The organism is Pseudomonas sp. Pseusp21 (genome assembly GCF_059492145.1).
Genome location: NZ_CP168520.1, coordinates 2,002,521 through 2,021,366, shown reverse-complemented (window position 1 = coordinate 2,021,366; position 18,846 = coordinate 2,002,521). Strand labels below are relative to the sequence as shown.

At 58.8% G+C, this 18,846-nt stretch carries 17 protein-coding genes; 5 read left to right on the top strand and 12 right to left on the bottom strand.

From position 1 onward, the window contains the following. Nucleotides 1-162 precede the first annotated feature (162 nt). The 9 genes from ACEN93_RS09050 to ACEN93_RS09010 form a co-directional block, all read right to left on the bottom strand. Nucleotides 163-1,728: a type VI immunity family protein gene (locus tag ACEN93_RS09050; protein WP_210709307.1), complete on the bottom strand. Its 1,566-nt coding sequence runs from the start codon at nt 1,726-1,728 to the stop codon at nt 163-165. A gap of 2 nt (nt 1,729-1,730) precedes the next feature. Next, nucleotides 1,731-2,609: a VRR-NUC domain-containing protein gene (locus tag ACEN93_RS09045; protein ID WP_074688139.1), complete on the bottom strand. Its 879-nt coding sequence runs from the start codon at nt 2,607-2,609 to the stop codon at nt 1,731-1,733. Further along, nucleotides 2,609-4,975 (bottom strand): type VI secretion system Vgr family protein, encoded by a 2,367-nt coding sequence (locus ACEN93_RS09040; protein WP_495611320.1) that lies wholly within the window; start codon nt 4,973-4,975, stop codon nt 2,609-2,611. Before ACEN93_RS09040 ends, ACEN93_RS09045 begins: the two co-directional genes overlap by 1 nt. A gap of 25 nt (nt 4,976-5,000) precedes the next feature. Beyond that, complete coding sequence (locus ACEN93_RS09035) at nt 5,001-5,258, bottom strand: PAAR domain-containing protein (RefSeq protein ID WP_074688135.1); 258 nt, start codon at nt 5,256-5,258, stop codon at nt 5,001-5,003. A 29-nt stretch (nt 5,259-5,287) separates the two neighbouring features. After that, nucleotides 5,288-6,109, bottom strand: a complete 822-nt coding sequence (gene icmH / locus ACEN93_RS09030; RefSeq protein WP_085668014.1) for a type IVB secretion system protein IcmH/DotU — start codon at nt 6,107-6,109, stop codon at nt 5,288-5,290. A gap of 524 nt (nt 6,110-6,633) precedes the next feature. Further along, nucleotides 6,634-8,373: a dipeptidase gene (locus ACEN93_RS09025; RefSeq protein WP_039770714.1), complete on the bottom strand. Its 1,740-nt coding sequence runs from the start codon at nt 8,371-8,373 to the stop codon at nt 6,634-6,636. A 195-nt stretch (nt 8,374-8,568) separates the two neighbouring features. Beyond that, nucleotides 8,569-9,207 (bottom strand): LysE family translocator, encoded by a 639-nt coding sequence (locus ACEN93_RS09020; protein ID WP_011335460.1) that lies wholly within the window; start codon nt 9,205-9,207, stop codon nt 8,569-8,571. A gap of 1 nt (nt 9,208) precedes the next feature. After that, complete coding sequence (locus ACEN93_RS09015) at nt 9,209-9,979, bottom strand: 2OG-Fe(II) oxygenase (RefSeq protein ID WP_007952184.1); 771 nt, start codon at nt 9,977-9,979, stop codon at nt 9,209-9,211. A gap of 90 nt (nt 9,980-10,069) precedes the next feature. Continuing rightward, on the bottom strand, nt 10,070-10,696 hold the full coding sequence (locus tag ACEN93_RS09010) for an alanyl-tRNA editing protein (protein WP_085668018.1): 627 nt from the start codon (nt 10,694-10,696) through the stop codon (nt 10,070-10,072). A gap of 90 nt (nt 10,697-10,786) precedes the next feature. On the opposite strand from ACEN93_RS09010, the gene ACEN93_RS09005 reads away from it, so the two are divergent. Then, nucleotides 10,787-11,782 carry a LysR family transcriptional regulator gene (locus ACEN93_RS09005; RefSeq protein ID WP_064598590.1) on the top strand — a complete coding sequence of 332 codons (996 nt, stop codon included), beginning with the start codon at nt 10,787-10,789 and terminating at the stop codon, nt 11,780-11,782. A gap of 56 nt (nt 11,783-11,838) precedes the next feature. Here the strand turns inward: ACEN93_RS09005 and ACEN93_RS09000 are convergent, their stop codons facing one another. Beyond that, entirely contained in the window at nt 11,839-12,246 is a 408-nt protein-coding gene (locus ACEN93_RS09000) for a PA2817 family protein (RefSeq protein ID WP_039770706.1), read from the bottom strand. Nucleotides 12,247-12,320: 74 nt separating this feature from the next. Next, entirely contained in the window at nt 12,321-14,768 is a 2,448-nt protein-coding gene (locus ACEN93_RS08995; RefSeq protein WP_134334267.1) for an acyl-CoA dehydrogenase, read from the bottom strand. Nucleotides 14,769-15,016: 248 nt separating this feature from the next. Here ACEN93_RS08995 and ACEN93_RS08990 point away from each other — a divergent pair, with 248 nt between their 5' ends. The 4 genes from ACEN93_RS08990 to ACEN93_RS08975 all read left to right on the top strand — a co-directional run bounded on the left by ACEN93_RS08990 (nt 15,017) and on the right by ACEN93_RS08975 (nt 18,185). Then, nucleotides 15,017-15,676: a transglutaminase-like domain-containing protein gene (locus ACEN93_RS08990; RefSeq protein ID WP_039770701.1), complete on the top strand. Its 660-nt coding sequence runs from the start codon at nt 15,017-15,019 to the stop codon at nt 15,674-15,676. 43 nt (nt 15,677-15,719) lie between these two features. Beyond that, nucleotides 15,720-16,343, top strand: a complete 624-nt coding sequence (locus ACEN93_RS08985; RefSeq protein WP_039770700.1) for a glutathione S-transferase family protein — start codon at nt 15,720-15,722, stop codon at nt 16,341-16,343. 133 nt (nt 16,344-16,476) lie between these two features. After that, nucleotides 16,477-17,409 carry an ABC transporter ATP-binding protein gene (locus ACEN93_RS08980; RefSeq protein ID WP_039770736.1) on the top strand — a complete coding sequence of 311 codons (933 nt, stop codon included), beginning with the start codon at nt 16,477-16,479 and terminating at the stop codon, nt 17,407-17,409. Further along, nucleotides 17,406-18,185, top strand: a complete 780-nt coding sequence (locus tag ACEN93_RS08975; protein ID WP_007950763.1) for an ABC transporter permease — start codon at nt 17,406-17,408, stop codon at nt 18,183-18,185. Before ACEN93_RS08980 ends, ACEN93_RS08975 begins: the two co-directional genes overlap by 4 nt. Before the next feature lie 54 nt (nt 18,186-18,239). Here the strand turns inward: ACEN93_RS08975 and ACEN93_RS08970 are convergent, their stop codons facing one another. Further along, nucleotides 18,240-18,758 carry a DUF2062 domain-containing protein gene (locus tag ACEN93_RS08970; RefSeq protein ID WP_064598575.1) on the bottom strand — a complete coding sequence of 173 codons (519 nt, stop codon included), beginning with the start codon at nt 18,756-18,758 and terminating at the stop codon, nt 18,240-18,242. Between the last annotated feature and the right edge of the window lie 88 nt (nt 18,759-18,846).

Below are 18,846 nucleotides of genomic sequence, written 5' to 3'. Positions count from 1 at the left end.
CGGCAGCTACCAAAACTTTCAGGCTGTCGTCGCGTCGTGGCGCTGCTTCAAGGCCCTGAACCCGAAGCCTGGACGAAAAAGCACGCTGTCGCAGATTGCCCTGTATTTTTCGGCCACTGGCGCGCGAACCGAGTTGTCGTATTGGGCTGCTGTCCGTCGCTATCACGATGGCTCCAGTCCCATCCAGAGCCAGACTACTCGCTCACCATCCACTGTCGGCATCAGAACGCCATGCTCGATGACTTGCTTACTCCCCGGCTTATACTCACACACCCAGGCGCCCGGATACGGACAGGGTTGACCGCTGTTCGCACGCATGCCGCTGACCGTCCAGTGCCAGCGCACGACCCGACCCTCGTGGGCGGGTAACGGTTCGTTCAACTGAACATCGCGAGCGATGAAACGGTCGCTTTCAACTTCCCAGCGCCCTTCGCGAGGAGCCGGATCATGGGTATTGGCATAGCGGGCAGGCTCTGGTGGTGTTTGATCAAGGTCACGCTGCCATGTCACCAAATCGTCTGTGGATGCTGCATCGAGGTTTTGCATCATTTCGCCCTGTTTGAACGCTCGCCGGGTTTCCGCCTGTCCTGGAACCAGCCACCATCCGTCTTGAATACAAGCTGTTCCAGCTACCATACGAAGAGGCATTGGCGTAGAGATTTGGACGGAAGGCATGGGCGATGGAGCGATGAAGCGCATTGCTGGCGTAGGCCAATCGCTGTCGGTGTCAAAGCGGGATATCCAGCGACGGCTGTCAGCGTCAGTGAAACGCTCGTTGGGGTCGCCGTCCCATTGGCCGAAGCCCAGCAATCCCAAGTCGTCGTTGCGGATCGGCTTGAGCAGTTTGTTCAAGAGCATGGGCAGTTCGGGCACACCTTTTTCAACCGGATACAATTCTGGCTGTTCGCCCAGTTCGATCCATTGGCCGCTTTGTAATTCGGTAATGCTGATACGTGGGTGAGAGAGTGTCGTACGTACTTGCTCGCGGGTCAGGTCAAGTTTTTCGCGCCAGTGGTCTGCGAGCAGGAAGGCCCAGGTGGGAGGGCGGATGCCGTGGACCAGTTCACTGTTCATACAGAAGGCGTAGTCGATATCCAGGCCGTAGAAACTCGGGGTGAGTGCCCGCTCCCAAGTGGTGATGGCTGATCGCGTACCAAATTCAAGCGGGTTGGCCATGGCGAAGCCGCTGTAGACCTGATGCGCCTTGAGCAGGTCAATGGTCTTAAGCACAAAGCGGCGCCACGCTTCGCGGGTGTCCAGCCACCATTGCCAGCGGTAATAGAACGTGATTGAGGAATAAGGGTTATAACTACCTTCGTATTCTAAAAATGATGTTCGCCAGAAGTAACCTGCCGTTGTGGGTGACGTGGCATGGTTTTTTTCATCAGTGAAGTTAAAGACAAAAGTTTTATCGCTAGAAATTTTCCTGGCCTGTTCACGAAGATCTGGCAATCGTGTAGAGCCATATGGATGTGGACGTTCTGAAACGGGGTGGGTGCCAACGGTGTAAGGTTTGCCAAGGAGTTGTTCGAAGGCTTCGTGGATATCCACCATCATCAGCGCTGCTTCTTGGTGGTTGTCTGGAGCAGGGGGGAAGTAGAAACTGATGAAAGGGCTGACGCTGTGTCGAGCATCGTCCGTACCCCAATCAGTGTTTGGCCACTCCTTGAGCTCTGCAATAAATTCATCACGCTCATCTTCATCAAACAAATTATGGGTAGTGCTCACGTTCACCTCCTGTTTTTGGCGCCCTTGGATGTAGGGGGTTGTTTGTTATCCGTTTCAGGGCCAGTGCAATCTTCCGGAACGCGTAGCAAGGCCACTTTCTCCCGCCCAATCTTTTCTCGGTTGACGCCTGTTTTGGGTCTCATCAGTCGCGCGTAATCGTTTATTTGTGTTTGTTTTACCCAATCCCCCGGAAACTTGATCTCGACTGCCGCAAATACATTTTCGATCTCGAACGGTTCCTGGCGGTATTCCACGACCACCAGATCAGGTGCCAGAGAACGCGGGCGGGGCCAGAATGGCTGTATCGCGCTTCCAAACCGTTTGGGGCGAGTTGCTGGATCGCCAAGCAATGCTTTTTGGCTGCTTTGGTTGTAGTTCGGCTCCGCCTTGAGTGGGCTTCGCCATTCCAACGCCTCGTCCACGGACTCAAAGAACAGCGAGGCGGTGAACTGCTTGAGTGCAACCTCAATTATGGTTTCCACCCTATCGCCGGCGATCTTTTTGCGAATGCGGCGTGGCACCTTGATTGGCATCTGTAGGGCAACTGTGCAGACTTGGCTGATGGCTGGGCGAAAAGGCACCTTACGTTCGATGTATTCCTTGAAATTCAAGTTCTCCTTGCCTCTGCGAGAAGCCGTGCTATTGCCGCCCCGGTCCACCGTGGCAAACGTGGAGCTTTTGACGTCGATTTCACGCGTCATTGCTTCGATAGTTGCTCGAAGCATGTTTTTAATCTGCTTTCTTCGCTCCTTAATCTCTACTGCGAGTTGGTCCAACTCGGCGGCGGTTTTGGCGTTTTCATAAGCCTGGTTTGCTCGGTAGGCCCGATAGGCTCTGTCGATAACGTGAGCGAGCGTTCGGGCAATGGGGACTACTGGCATCAGTCGAGGCCTTCGCTGTAATGAGCAAGAAAGTCTTCAGGAAACATGACTTTGGTCTCTGCGGGTGGAGCTTCATCATCGAAAGCCATCAGATAGGGTTGCCAGGTTTCGGTGATTCGCTGATCGTCGCGCATGATTGCTTTATGGGCCTGCACGGATTTGGATGCCTCGGTAACAGTCCAGTCAGTTCCCCCTTGGGGGCAGGTCAGGCCTTCGGTGAGTAGGGTGGCGCCATCAGTGATGCGATATCGATAGCCCGCGAAAACACGTTGATCGTTCTTCAGCAACGTGTAACGTCCCAGGAATGCTCCAAGCGGTGCGGGAGGCGATTGTGGATTGCCAAGCGGATTGCCCGTACCGATTGCATCTGTGGTGACGGGGCCTTTGATCTTGATGGTCAGCCCATCAAGGGTAATGCCATCGCTATCAATCGTGATGCTGCCACCGGGGGCTTTCAGAACAATGCGTTCGCCCGAGGTGACAACGAACACTGTCGTTTTTTGCTCAATGCGTTGCCCTGCTGACAGGTAGTAGCGGTTCCGGACTGATTGCTCAGCACTGCCTCCGATCTGGATGTTATGGTCAGCGGCAATTCTGTCATTCCGATTGTTGGCAATTTCCTCGAATCGGTCCCCACCGATGGTGGCGTGATAATTACGCCCCAGCGTCTGAATTCGATCACGGCCCAGTTCCAGATGCTGATCCTGCACAATAGCAATGTGTTCATCGTTACCTACTCGCTCGCTGCGGTTACGGCCGATTTCAACCTGCTCGTCGTGTTCGACCTTCTCGCTTCGGTCGTTACCCACGTAGGTGGTGTTGTTGTGCTTGATATGGACGTTCTTGTCTTTTTCGGCGTGGATAAAGACTTCCTGCTGCCCCAGTTCATCCTCAAAGCGCAGTTCGTTGAAGCCCGAGCCCTTATGAGTGCGGCTTTTGATGGTCATCCGCGTTTTGTGTTTCGGCAGCTCGTACGGCGGCAGATTGGTTTGGCGGTAGGTGCGGCCCGTGGCGATAGGCTGGTCCGGGTCGCCATCCAGAAAGCTGATGATCAGTTCCTGGCCCACACGCGGAATCGCCATCGCGCCCCAGGTCGCGCCCGCCCAACCTTGCGCCACACGAATCCAGCACGAACTCTGATCGTTGTTTTTATCCGCGCGGTCCCACGGAAACTGCACCTTGACCCGGCCCCATTCATCGCAATAGATCTCCTCACCGGGAGACCCAACCACCGTGGCGATCTGCGGGCCGTCGATGCAGGGTTTGTCACGCAGCGGTGCTTTCCAGTCCGAGGTCCAGCGGATGGCGCTGGCCTTCATTTCATAGGACGTGCCAAGGCCACTGCCAAACGATTCTTCCTGCAGGCTGGTGTGCTGCTTGCCCTCGTGCTGGATGGCGATGGTGCGCCAGCGATCGTTGAAATCGTCGCGGGGATGCTCGTTCAGGTCGAAGGCCAATCCCGGTTGCAGGCGAGCATCGTCGCCTTCCAGATGGGCCAGCTTGGCGTCGTTGCGCAGGGCAGCCAGCCGGGTTTTGGTGAAGGGCTTGCCGGCAACGTCGCGCTTGTAACGGCCGGGGTAGTCGTAGCGTTCGTAGTCCTTGTGCTGGTTGTTCAGGTCCTGGTCGCCAGTCGCCGTGTGCTGCTGGTTGTAGCGCGGGTGGGTGAAGGTGTAGTCGCGCTGCACCTGCACGGCGGTGCGGACCTGTTCGGTGTAGTGGAAGCGGTTCAGTGCCGGTTCCGTGGCGTCTCCACCGGCCATCGGCTGGTAGATCACCGGACAATCGGTGTGGGTGCTGATGGTGCCGAGGCCGCCGACGCGGTCGGTGAGGACCAGGGTGTGGCCGTCGGCGCGGTGTTCGAAGGTGTAGAGCAGGCCTTCTTCGGCGGCGAGGCGGGCGATGAAGTCGAGGTCGGTTTCACCGGCCTGTACGCAGTATTCGCGAGGCTGGTGCTCGAAGCAGATTTCGCTGCGGATGTCGGTCAGTTTTTGTTCGGTGAGGACGCGGGTGATGATGTCGGGCACGGTCTGGCCCTGGAAGATGCGCCAGTTGGAACGCAGGTCGAAACGCTTCAGGGTCGGCTCGACCACGGCGGTATAGCGGGTGCGGCGAAAGCCGGTGTCGCCCTGGGTGAACAGGCTGACCAAGCCGTGGACGTAACGCACCGGAGTCTCGCCACGCCAGATCGTGAATAGCCCCGCCAGATCGAGCATGCGGTAGAAGTCGATGGCCGGGTGGTGACTGACCAGCTTCAGCTCAAGTTTGAAGGGCTGGGAAAGGCCCTCTTCAAGGTTGAACGAGACCACTTCGAAGGGATCGCCCCGCAGCGGTTCGAAGGTGTAACGCAGGTCGCTTTGACGGGGCATGAAACCTCCTTGTAGTCAGTGCGGGTCAGTTGATCAGCCAACTGTCATCGCCGTTTTCCAGGGTGCCTTCGTGGTCGGTGCTGTCGCCGACGCGGGCCACGGCTTTTCCGTTGATGTTCATTGAAGGCGAGCCACTGGTGATTACGGCTCCACAACTGAGTGTGTCGCCAGCGCGGGCTACAGCCCGGTCGTTGACAGTGAAACTCTCTGACCCACTGGCGACAGTGACTGGGCCACACACTGGACACGCATGGTCGTGACCGACCAAAACGACAGCAGGCATAGAGCCTCCTTATGGTTTTCACATGGGGGTTAGAGCTTGAGGATTTTGTCCAGCGAGGCAAGGACCTCTTGGGTGATGGCGTTCAGTCGCAGGGTATAGATCGTGTAAGCCATGACTAGTACGGCGGCGGCCAGTGCCCATGGCGTCCACAATGGCCACGTGCGTTTGATCCGGTAGTTACGCGGCGCAACGTTGGTCAACGGGTCGGTCAGGCGCTTGGGTGTTTCGCCGCGCAGGGGGCGCAGCAGGCCGTGCAGCTGGTTGATGATTTTTTGTATTTCGTCATCTCCCTTGGCATGGGCACCATATTTGCCTTTGAGACCAGAGATCAGGCACTGGTACATGAACTCCAGCACATGCTGGTACCGGGCCGCTTCGGGGATCATGTTGTTCATGACGGTAAAGAATTTTTCGCCGCCCCACGTCTCCTCATGAAACTGACTGAGCAGTGAGCGCGCACTCCAAGTGGAAGACTTGCCCCAAGTAGTGCTCATGACTACTTCATCCAACAACAGGCACAGACTGTAGGAGTAGGCCTTGAGCATGCCGGCGTCGTAGTCGAGCTGATTGACTTCTTCCATGATCGTGGTGATTTGGTTGCTGACGCTTCGGTACAGCGCGGGCACATCGTCGTGCTGGTACAGACGGCGCAGGCGAATGACCAGTCCGATCAGGGGCGTGGCAGCGTCGCATAACGGGTTCCAGGCCAGGCCACGCATATCGAATTCGGGATCTGCGAGCAGTGGTTCAGATTTGGTGCCAGTAGACGTCGGTTCAAGAGTGTTTTCGGGCGAGGTGGCAGCAGGTGTTGGTTCAGTGTGGGTGGCTCTGTTCGAAATGGCGTCACTCATCGCGTGCACTCTATTTTATCTATCTAGTTGCGTTGCAGAGCTGCAACGCCTAAGTCCTGCATGGAAGCCACTCTAGGCAGACAAGATTTGGAGCTTCAATAGGGCGTGGACGATCAAGAGCTGTCCTACAAATGCTGGCGTAATAGGCTGTCAGTTTTGACTGTCTTTGGTGGGCGCTTTTCGGTGGCGGATGCGGCTAGAGATCTGCGAATGGGTTGGGCATACTCGGTACAGCGTTCCACGGACGTGCCTGGACTGCTGGCTATCGGCCTTTCATGTAGGGGTTGTCAGCTTGCCGAAGTAGTACGCAATGTAGCCCGTCAATCAACGAGGCGTATCTAAAACATCCTGGAAATCAACGGATTGCTCGAAAAAACGAGTGTCTCGTTTCCCGCTCCAAATTCACAAAAACGCCGCTCAGTGATGAGCGGCGTTTTTGTTTGTGCGGTTTTTGTCAGGCAATAGAAAAGGACCTCGCGGTCCTTTTTTTGTGGGCCCGCCAATGTGGCGAGCCCGGTACGCGATCAGAGCTTCGGCAATTGCCCGATGCGTCCCATCATTTCGGTGACGATCTGCAGGTCCAGCAGGAACTGGTCAACGGTCTTGAATTCGCCATCGGTGTGACCGGTGTACTTGACCTCCGGTCGCGCCAGGCCGAATTGCACGCCGTTCGGCAGTTCATGCACCGAGGTGGCGCCGGCCGACGTGCCGAATTCGTGTTTCATGCCCAGGTTTTCGGTGGCCACGGCCAGCAGCGCCTTGACCCATTCGCCTTCAGGGTTGCGGTACATCGGTTCGGCGATCGAGTAGTCGAAGTTGACCGCGACATGGGTCTTCTTGCTCCAGGCCGCCAGTTTGTCGGCGATTTCGCGCTTGAGCACTTCCGGCGACTTGCCCTTCGGCACGCGCAGGTTGACCGCGAGTTTGAAGGTTTTGTCGTCCATGCCGACGTAGGTCAGGGACGTGGTCAGCGGGCCCATGAAGTCATCGGCGAAGCCGACGCCCAGCTTGCCACCCTTGTAATCCAGGCCCCAGTTGTCGGCGGCGTAGTGGGCAGCGTCGGTGATGTGGTTGTGCTTGAAGACGATCTTGCCGTCCACGCTATGGATGAAATCGAGCATGCGCGCGACCGGATTAACGCCGGATTCTGGCTCGGACGAGTGCGCGGAAACACCGGTAACGGTGAGTTTGACGTCTTTGCCATCGACCTTGGCGTTCACTTCGAAATCGCCGCCGTTGCGCTTGGCGTATTCAGCGCCGGCCTTTTGCAGGCTGGCCGCCAGCTCGGCGGGTTTGTCAGTCACCAGCGTGACGACCGAAACCGATGGAATCTGGTTGGTCGCCAGGCCGCCGGTCATCGAGGTGATTTCCGCGCCTTTACCCTCGGCCTTGCGCTTGGCGAATTTGGCCATGACGGTGCCGTAGCCTTTTTCCGCAATCACTACGGGATAGCCGCCATCCAGTGCCAGGTTGTACTCCGGCGTCGGGTTGCGTTCGAAGTAGTAGGGAATCGCGTCGCCGGTGGTTTCTTCGGTGGTGTCCACCAGCAGTTTGAAATTGCGCGCCAGTGGCAGCTTCTCTTCCTTGATCACCTTCATGGCATACAGCGTCACAACGATGCCGTTCTTGTCGTCCTCAGTGCCGCGGCCGTACATGCGGTCGCCGATCAGCGTGACCTTGAACGGATCAAGTTTGGTGCCGTCCTTCAGCACCCAGTTTTCCGGCGTTACCGGCACCACGTCGGCGTGAGCGTGAATGCCGACGACATCCTTGCCGCTGCCGTCGAGGGAGATTTCGTAAACGCGGTTGTCGATGTTGCGGTAGTTCAGGCCGAAAGACTCAGCCAGATCCTTGATCTTGCCGGCGATCTTGATGAATTCGGGGTTGTCGTGCTGATCGACGCCGTCCTTGCGGAAGGTCGGGATTTCCACCAGTTCGCGCAGGGTTTCCAGGGCGGCCTTGCCGTACTTCACGCGGGTGTAGAGACCGAGCAGGCGATGGATTTCGTTTTGCTGTTCAGCGGTCAGCGTCTTGTTGTCGAGGAAGGCGCTGATGGCCGGGCGCAGATCGTCGGTCTTGCTCAGGTCGTTCTTGGCCAGATCACCGAGAAATGCTCTGAAGTCACTGACCTTTGCCTCATTGAATGTCTTGAGAATGGTCGCGCTCTGCTGCTCGGTAAGGTTGGCATGGGCTGGCAGTGTGACGGATGAAAGGCTGGCCAGGATCAGTGTCGATGCGGCCAGTTGCTTGAGTGAAAAATCCATTGCTAAGGGCATTCCTTTGCAGGCAGTGAGTAGGAGGTGTCTGATCGAAGCGTCAGACGGTTTTGCAAACTAACACCACCAGCGAGTGATAGGGGAGCCCCCGAAGTGGGACGCGTCGCACAGAAATGCAAAAGCGGCGCAGAATCGAAAAAGCCCGTCCAATCTGTCTGGATCGGGCTTCTCCGATCAGCATGCTTACATCGACAGCACCAGACGCCCGGCAAACAGGATCAGAATCACCCCCATGCTGCGCTCGAACCAGTGGCCCATGCGCATGAACAGCACGCGCACTTTGCTGCTGGAAAAGAACAGCGCGACGATCACGAACCACAACGCATTCACCCCGCACATCCACAACCCGTACAGGGCCTGGATTTGCAGCGGCGTGCTGGCGCTGATGATCGTGGTGAAGATTGCAAGGAAAAACAGAGTGGCCTTGGGGTTGGTGGCGTTGGTCAGGAAACCGGTGGAAAACGCCTTGAACAGCGATTGCTCGACCAGCGGTTCGTCACTGGTCTTTTCGCCTTCCATTGTCGTCTTGGGTTTGCTGCGGATCAGGCTGACGCCCAGATAAAGAATGTAAGCACCGCCGACCACTTTGGCGACGGTCAGCAACCACGGCGTGGTGTGCATCAAGGCGCCGACGCCCAGCAGGGTGTACAGCACGTGCACGGAAATCCCCGCGCCGATGCCCAGTGCCGTGCAGATGCCGACCAAACGGCCGAAACGCACACTCTGGCGGATGGTCACGGCGAAGTCCGGGCCGGGAGCGACCACGGCCAGAAAGTGGATGGTGGCCAGCGCCAGAAACTCGCCCAGGTAATTCGATGTCATTTCAGCTCCAGAAAGTCAGGGGTGAAGCATTGCCGCGATAGCCGACAAAAAACGAAAGGCTCAAGCGCGGATCGGCCACGCCCGGCGTTACCGAGTGCATGCGGCGCGAATTGAACATGATGAAATCCCCCGGTTCCGGGCGTACTTCGAGGGCGGGCGGGCCGAGCAGCGCCGGGTCGATGCCGTAGCTGTCGCCGCGCATTTCGTCGAAGCGGTCCGGGGAAATGTCGTCTTCCCACATCTGCAATGCGCCGCCTTCGGTTGGCATGTTGAGGTAGACGTTGCAGGCGAACTGCGCCTCGAGGCTGCGGGCCTGGAAACTCTCCGGGGCGTCCTTGGCGAAGATGTCGTGATGGGCCAGAAAGCACACGCCCGGTTTCACCACCCGGGACAGGCCGACGTACATCTTGCGACCGTAGAGGTTTTCCAGGTGGGCACCCGCCGGCCAGGATTCGTCGAGCATGCAGCGCAGGGTGTCGACCGGCGACGAGTAGGGCGCGCAGCGGTTGCGCAGTTCGGCAATGTTGCTGGTGGCGCGCTCGAAGTAGTCCTCGATCAGCAGCGGCTGGTTTTCCGCCTCGTAGAACGCCATGCCGATACGACCGATACTGGGCGCGTTGATGTAGCCCTCGAAGCCGGGGGCGAGGATCTTGTCGCCAATCTGGATCGCCTGCGCCTGGGGCAGAAAGCCTTTGACGCGGATGGCAAGGACTTCTTCGTTGGCCAGTTTTTTTATGCACGTCTCATCGAGACGCTCGACGTCAAGCATCATGGTTTCAGGTCCATCTATCGAATAGTCAACGGAACCGGCGAACGCGGTTCCCCCGGCGTCGGACGCTGCATCTGACAGCGCCCGAAATCCTCAATCCACGCTGTAGTGGACGGACAACGTGCCTTTCTTCTGCGAAAGGGACGCGATCGTGACTGTGCCCAAATCCTTCAGGCTGCGTACATGGGTGCCACCGCAGCCATAGGCTGGCAGTTCACCGAAACCGATTTCCCGCGCGCCTTCGCGCAGGGACGTCAGGCGCGGCAGGTCGTGTTCGATCCATTGCCCGATGCCGTATTGAACGGTTTGCGCATCGACTTCCTGGGCCGAATCTCCGGGTTTGAATTGAACCCGGCCCTCGTCCGGCCAGTGGTGCGCCTTGACCGGCATCCAGCCCATGGCCTGGACGAAGTGGCCGATCAAATGTCCGGCAGAGTGCATGCGGGTGTTGAAGCGTCTGCGTTCTTCATCGACACGGATCTGGGTCATGCCCAGTGGCACCGGTTGATCGACGAAATGAATGATCCGGTCCGCTTCCTGGACGACGCGCAGAACCTGGCTGTCTCCGATCCAGCCGGTATCACAGGGTTGGCCACCGCCCTGGGGATGGAAAAGCGTGGCGCGCAACACAACGGCGAATTCGTTCTCGTGGGGCGTGCAGTCGAGGACTTCCACATTGGCCTTGAGGTCATCACTATGGAAAAAGAGGCGAAGCGTCATATTCCATGCCCTTATTAAAGTTTCTTTTTTAATTATATGAATCGTGCAATAACGTGATAATCCGTTCAAACATCAAAGGACTGTTGCGCTGTGAGCATAAATCTCCCGCTGCCGCTGCTCGGTGAAATGGCGATTTTCGTCAAGGTCGTCGAGACCGGCAGTTTCTCCGAAGCCGCTCGCCAGTTGGGCTCATCGCCCTCGGCAGTCAGTCGCAGTATTTCCCGACTGGAGAAGGCGCTGGCCACGCGTCTGCTGCAACGCACCACGCGCAAACTGCGCTTGAGCGATGGCGGGGAAGAGGTGTTCAAGCGCTGCCAGGAAATGGTCAGCGCGGCGAAGTCGGTGATGGAGATCAGCGGTCAGTTCACCCACGAAGCGGAGGGGCTGGTGCGGGTCAGCGTGCCGAAAGCGGTTGGGCGCTTCGTGATTCATCCGCACATGCCGGAGTTTCTGCGGCGCTATCCGAAGGTCGACGTGGAGCTGTTGCTGGAGGACCGCCAGGTCGATCTGATCGATGACCATGTCGACCTGGCCATTCGCATCACGGATCGTCCACCGGCGGGACTGGTGGGACGACAACTGCTGACCATCGACCATTTGCTCTGCGCCACACCGCAATACCTGGCCGAACACGGGACGCCAACTCATCCCCACGACTTGCTCAATCACAGTTGCATTTACCTGGGCGAGACCCCGAGTGATGCGCGCTGGAAATTCAAGAAAGGTACGAAAGCCGTTACCGTCGGCGTGCGCGGCCGGTATGCCGCCAATCACACCGGCGTGCGTCTGGGCGCCGTGTTGCAACACATCGGTATTGGCAGCCTGCCGTATTTCACCGCCCGTTATGCGCTGGAGCAGGGGCTGATCGTACAAGTGTTGCCGGACTGGACATTCCTGGCGTCGTACCACGGCGGATTGTGGTTGCTGCATTCGCCGACGCGCTATCTGCCGCCGAAGCTGCGGGTGTTCATCGACTATCTGGTGGAGTGCCTGGAGAAAGAGCCGACCCTGAGCAAGCCGGGGAAGTCTGGCGGTTCAAAACCATTGGCCGAGTACGAATTGCCCGAGAGTGAGGGGTTACTCTGACCCAATAAAAAAAGGCCCGCCTGGATCACCATGCGGGCCTTTTTATTGGGCGAAAATCAGTGCTTGCTGTCCTGGGCGGACATCGCCAGCAGCTGTTTTTCCTGGTTCCAGTCGAACGGTTCGTCGTTCTGTTCGGCTTCGTAGCGGCGTTCTTCCAGTGCCTGATACAGGTCGATTTCTTCGTCGGACAGGTAATGCAGGCAGTCGCCGGCGAAGAACCACAGTAGATCCCGCGGGATCAGGTGGGCAATTTGCGGGTAACGGGTAATCACTTGAGTCAGGATGTCCTGGCCCAGGTATTGGCTTTCGATCGGCTCGATCGGCAGTGACGCCAGCAGTTCGTCGAAACGCTCCAGGAACAGGGCATGGCTTTCTTCGGGAACCTGATCGGCCTCACCTACGGCGACCAGGATACTGCGCAGATGGTCGAGCAAAACCAGATGATCGGCAACGACGTTGGACACGAGATAAGTCCTCAAGAGCAAAACGGGCGCGGGAGTATAAAGCGCCCGCGCCCGTTTTTCACTGATTGAAGGGATCAGCGGATTTTGCCTTCCGCGGGTTTGAGTTGCTCCTTGTCGAAATCATCGACATCGATCACCTTGCGCCGCGCCGCCTCGGCATCACGCAGGGTCTGGGCTTCCACGGCCTGCAACACGCCGACTTCCAGTGCCGCATCGATGGCGTGTTCGCCTGCTACCGGTTTGACCTGACCGCTCTTGAGCGACGAGTGCAATTTCTTGTGCAGCGGTTGCGCAGCGTTCAGTTGATCGCAGGCGTGCTGCAGCGCACCGACGGCATCATCGGCCGATTGCGGGCGATAGCAGCCGGCAAGCAGTTCTTCCAGCGCCGGATCGCCCTTGGCCCGGCCGATGACCGCAGCCACCTCGGCACCGAGTTTGTCCGACGGGCCTTTGTGACGGCGGCCGAACGGGAACACGATCACGCGCAACAGGCAGCCGAAGACTCGGTTCGGGAAGTTGGTCAGCAGTTCATCCAGCGCCTTTTCCGACTGGCCGAGGCTTTCTTCCATGGCCCATCTGAACAGCGGTTCCATGTACGCCGGGGAATCGAGGTCGTGATAACGCTTGAGCGCCGCCGACGCCAGATACAGGTTGCTCAGTACATCGCCCAATCGTGCCGACAGACGCTCGCGGCGTTTCAGTTCGCCGCCCAGCAGCATCATGCTCAGGTCGGCGAGCATGGCAAACGCGGCAGCCTGACGGTTGAGGGCGCGGAAATAACCCTGGCTGAGCTTGTCTCCCGGTGCATGTTCGAAATGGCCAAAACCTAGGTTCAGCACCAGCGTGCTGGCGGCGTTGCTCACGGCAAAGCCGATGTGCTTGAGCAGCAGGTCATCGAATTCCTTGAGTGCCTGATCCTTGTCCTCGCGCCCGGCGAGGGCCATTTCCTTGAGGACGAACGGATGGCAGCGGATGGCGCCCTGGCCGAAGATCATCAGGTTGCGCGAAAGAATGTTCGCGCCTTCCACCGTGATGAAGATCGGCGCGCCGTTCCAGCTGCGGCCCAGGTAGTTGTTCGGGCCCATGATGATCGCCTTGCCGCCGTGTACGTCCATGGCGTGGCTGATGCACTCGCGACCGCGTTCGGTGAGGTGGTACTTGAGGATCGCCGACAGCACCGACGGCTTCTCGCCCAGATCCACCGCGTTGGCGGTCAGCATCCGCGCGGCGTCCATCATCCAGGCGTTGCCGCCGATCCGTGCCATGGCTTCCTGAATGCCTTCGAATGCTGAGAGTGGCACGTTGAACTGCTCGCGAATCTGCGCGTACTGCCCGGTCACCAGACTGGTGAACTTGGCCGCGCCGGTGCCCACTGCCGGCAGCGAGATCGAGCGCCCGACCGACAGGCAGTTCATCAGCATCATCCAGCCTTTGCCGAGCATGTCCTGGCCGCCGATGAGGAAGTCCAGCGGGATGAATACGTCCTTGCCGGAGTTCGGGCCGTTCATGAACGCAGCGCCCAGCGGCAGGTGGCGACGACCGATTTCCACGCCGGGGGTGTCGGTCGGGATCAGCGCCAGGCTGATGCCGAGGTCTTCCTTGTCGCCGAGCAGGTGATCCGGGTCATAGGCCTTGAAGGCCAGGCCGAGCAAGGTCGCGACCGGGCCGAGGGTGATGTAGCGTTTTTCCCAGTTCAGGCGCAGGCCGAGGGTTTCCTGACCTTCCCATTCGCCTTTGCAGATGACCCCGGTGTCGGGCATCGCACCCGCGTCTGAACCCGCGAGCGGGCCAGTCAGCGCAAAGCACGGAATGTCGTCGCCCCGGGCCAGCCGTGGCAGGTAATGATTGCGTTGTTCGTCGGTGCCGTAATGCAGCAGCAGTTCAGCCGGACCGAGGGAGTTGGGCACCATTACGGTGGAGGCAAGATCGCCGCTGCGGGTCGCCAGTTTCATCGCTACCTGGGAGTGGGCGTAGGCGGAGAAACCCTTGCCGCCGAATTCCTTGGGGATGATCAGGGCGAAGAAACCGTGTTCCTTGATGTGAGTCCAGGCTTCGGGCGGCAGGTCCATCGACTGGCCGATCTGCCAGTCGGTGACCATCGCGCAGAGCTCTTCGGTCGGGCCGTCGATGAACGCCTGTTCTTCTTCACTCAGTTGCACTTTGGGATAGGACAGCAGCTTGTCCCAGTCCGGACGGCCGCTGAACAGTTCGCCGTCCCACCACACCGTGCCGGCGTCGATCGCGTCGCGCTCGGTCTGCGACATCGGTGGCAGGGTTTTCTGGAACCAGCTGAACAGCGGCGCGGTGAAGTGTTTGCGGCGCAGGTCAGGCAATAGCAGCGGGGCGGCGACCAGGGCCAGCACGACCCAGAAAATCAGCAGCAACCAGCCCGGTGCGTGGCTGAAAATCCCCATCGCCAACAGGTAAGCGGCCACGATGCCCAGTGCCGGCAGCGGGGCGATGCGCCGGTGGGCCAGATACGCCACGCCGACGATCAGAACCAGTATCCACAACAACAGCATATTTAATCCTCCGTGAACCAGGGCGAACCGACCCACCAGAGCTTAGACGGCATCTGCAAAACGGGGCGGTCAGAGCAAGGTGATTGAAATCGTGGGAAACCCCGGATGTCTTTTGTAGGTTCGGTGGGCAACACGCGTGGGAAATCGTTCGCCGCTTCCGCGTCTTTGCGTGCATGTTTGGCCGAAACGTCGTTATCTCTGTGCTGAACCTCTCGCTAGACTCGGGGCTCAATCAGGAGAATGTCGTCATGCACGAGTATCTGAGCCCCGGCCGCTTCATCGATAGTGACCACCCCTCGGTGGTGGAGTTCGCCGAGCAGCACCGTGGTGCCAGTCGCGATCCGCTCGCGCAGGCGATCAGTCTTTATTACGCCGTGCGCGAGGCGGTGCGCTACAACATGTATACCTTCAGCCGCGACCCGCAGACCTTGCGCGGCAGCTACGCGCTGGCGGCAGGTGAAAGTTATTGCGTGCCCAAGGCCACGTTGCTCGCCGGTTGTGCGCGCCATTGCGGGATCCCCGCACGCATCGGTCTGGCGGATGTGAAAAATCATCTGTCGACGCCGCGTCTGCTTGAACTGCTGAGAAGTGAAGTGTTCGCCATGCATGGTTATACCGAGCTGTTTCTCAATGATCGCTGGGTGAAAGCCACACCCGCGTTCAACCAGAAGCTCTGCGAAATGTTCAACGTTGCGCCGCTGGAATTCGACGGCATGAACGACAGCGTTTTCCACCCGTACAACAGCGATGGTGCGCTGCTGATGGAGTACCTGGTCGATCACGGCCAGTTCGCTGATGTACCGGAATCTTTTTTCTTCGAACATCTGCAGAAATGTTATCCGCACCTGTTCAACGATCAGCAGACGCCACTGTCCAGTGACATGCGCGGTGATGTCGGCCGCCTCTGATCCGGCGTATGCTGCCTGCCCATTTACTGGAAAAGAGGCGGTCATGCTGAAGATCTGGGGTCGCAAGAATTCGTCGAATGTCCGAAAGCCCTTGTGGGCTGCCGAAGAGCTCGGGTTGGCCTACGAGGCCATCGATGCCGGTGGCGCGTTTGGTGTGGTCGACACGCCGGAGTATCGGGCAATGAACCCGAACGGGCGGGTGCCGGTGATTCAGGACGACGGTTTCGTGTTGTGGGAATCGAATGCCATCGTGCGTTACCTGCTGGCAAAACATGCAGCCGACACTTCGTGGTATCCGGCGGATCCGCAGATCCGCGCCACCGCTGACAAATGGATGGACTGGACGACTTCCAGTTTTGCAGGACCGTTTCGCACGGTGTTCTGGGGCGTTTTGCGTACCCCGGCAGACAAGCAGGACTGGCCGGCAATCCATGCGGCGATCAAGGAATGTGACGGCTTGCTGGCGATGGTCGATCAGGCACTGAAGCACCAGCCGTATCTGTCCGGCAATGAAATCGGCATGGGCGATATTCCGCTCGGCAGTTTCATTTATGCCTGGTTCGAGATGCCCATCGAGCGCGCGCCACAGCCGAATCTTGAAGCCTGGTACGCGCGGTTGAAGCAGCGTCCGGCGTATCAGAAAGCCGTCATGACCGCGTTGACTTAATACCTACTATCGACACACTTGACTGTACTTGTGCGGCGACGGCAAGCACCATTGCGCTCGAGCGCTGCGGTTGTCTTCCTCGCCGCCGGCTTTTTATCAGTCCTTTTTTCCTTACTGGGTGCGTAAATCCGATATGAGTTCCGCTCTGTCCATCCGGCAGCTAACCAAAACCTACGGCAACGGGTTCCAGGCCTTGAGTGGTATCGATCTGGACGTCGCCGAAGGTGACTTCTTCGCCTTGCTCGGCCCCAACGGCGCCGGCAAATCCACGACCATCGGCATCCTCTCGACCCTGGTCAACAAGACCAGCGGCACCGTGAATATCTTTGGCCACGACCTGGACAAGAACCCGGCGGCGCTCAAGCGCTCGATCGGCGTGGTGCCCCAGGAATTCAACTTCAACCAGTTCGAAAAGACGTTCGACATCGTCGTGACCCAGGCCGGTTACTACGGCATTCCGGCGAAGGTCGCCAAGGAACGCGCCGAGCAGTATCTGACCCAACTCGGCCTGTGGGACAAGCGCGATGTGCCGTCGCGTTCGCTGTCCGGCGGCATGAAGCGGCGTCTGATGATCGCCCGTGCGCTGGTGCATGAACCGCGTCTGCTGATCCTCGACGAGCCGACTGCCGGCGTCGACATCGAGCTGCGCCGCTCGATGTGGACGTTCCTCACCGAACTGAACCAGAAAGGCATCACCATCATCCTCACCACCCACTACCTGGAAGAGGCTGAGCAGTTGTGCCGCAACATCGGCATCATCGACCACGGCACCATCGTCGAGAACACCAGCATGCGTCAGCTGCTCGGCCAGCTGCATGTGGAGACTTTCCTGCTCGACCTGAAGAGCGATCTGGCGGTTGCGCCGCAACTGGTCGGCTATCCGGCCCGGCTGGTAGACGCTCATACGCTGGAAGTCCAGGTCGACAAGTCCATGGGCATCACTGCGCTGTTCGGCCAGCTGGCCCTGCAGAACATCGAAGTGCTGAGCCTGCGCAATAAAACCAATCGCCTCGAGGAGCTGTTCGTGTCCCTGGTGGAGAAAAATCTGTCGAAGGTGGCGGTATGAGTTCCGAGCTGCGCCCCAACCTCGTTGCCCTCAACACCATCGTTTACCGCGAAGTCAGACGCTTCACCCGGATCTGGCCGCAGACTCTGCTGCCGCCGGCGATCACCATGGTCCTGTACTTTGTGATCTTCGGTAACCTGATCGGCCGGCAGATCGGCGACATGGGCGGCTTCACCTACATGGAGTACATCGTGCCGGGGCTGATCATGATGTCGGTGATCACCAACTCCTACGGCAACGTGGTGTCGAGTTTCTTCGGCAGCAAGTTCCAGCGCTCCATCGAAGAACTGATGGTCTCGCCGGTTTCGCCGCACACGATCCTGATCGGTTACACCATTGGTGGTGTGCTGCGAGGCCTGATGGTGGGCGTGATCGTTACGATTCTGTCGCTGTTCTTCACCCATTTGCAGGTACACCATCTCGGTGTGACGGTGCTGGTGGTGGTGCTGACCGCGACGATCTTCTCGCTGCTGGGCTTCATCAACGCGGTGTTTGCACGCAACTTCGATGACATCTCGATCATCCCGACCTTCGTGCTGACCCCGCTGACCTACCTCGGTGGCGTGTTCTACTCGATCACCTTGCTGCCGCCGTTCTGGCAGACCGTGTCGCTGGCCAACCCGGTGCTGCACATGGTCAACGCCTTCCGTTACGGCATCCTCGGTGTGTCGGACATTCGCATCGGTATCGCGATCACCTTCATGCTGGTGGCGACCGTGGTGTTGTATATCGGTTGTTCGCGGTTGCTGGTGAGCGGGCGCGGCATGCGCACCTGATCCTTTCAATGCTGCAATGAAAAACGGCCTCCCACAGTGGAGGCCGTTTTGCATTCACGCCTGACGTCTTTTCTTGCGCCGCGCCCATTGCCGGGCCACCCACCAGCGCCAGTACAGCATCACCAGACAGTAGGCGAGGGCGCCCAGTGCCAGCCCGACCACCACCGAACCCAGCAGGAACGGTTGCCACAAGGTCGAGAGCTCACCGCTGATCCATTCCCAGGTCAATTCGTCCGGAAGTGTGCGGGCCGGAACGTCCATCAGCCAGGCCCCGGCCTGATAGGTGCAGAAGAACACCGCCGGCATGGTGATCGGATTGGTCAGCCAGACCAGGCTGACGGCAATCGGCATGTTGCCGCGCACCATGATCGCAAGGACAGCGGCCACCAGCATTTGTGCGGGAATCGGCAGGAACGCGGCGAACAGGCCGACGGCCATGGCGCGGGCCACCGAGTGTCGGTTGAGGTGCCAGAGGTTCGGGTCATGCAGCAACGTACCGAGAAAGCGTAAGGATTTGTGTTCCCTGATGCTCGTCGGGTCGGGCATGTAACGTTTGAATAAGCGCCGGGGCATAAGGCTTCTCGGTCGGTTAAGGCGGCAAGTATGTCTGGATTCTACGAACCGCCCATTCAGACTTTGTGACAATTGATAACGACGCCCT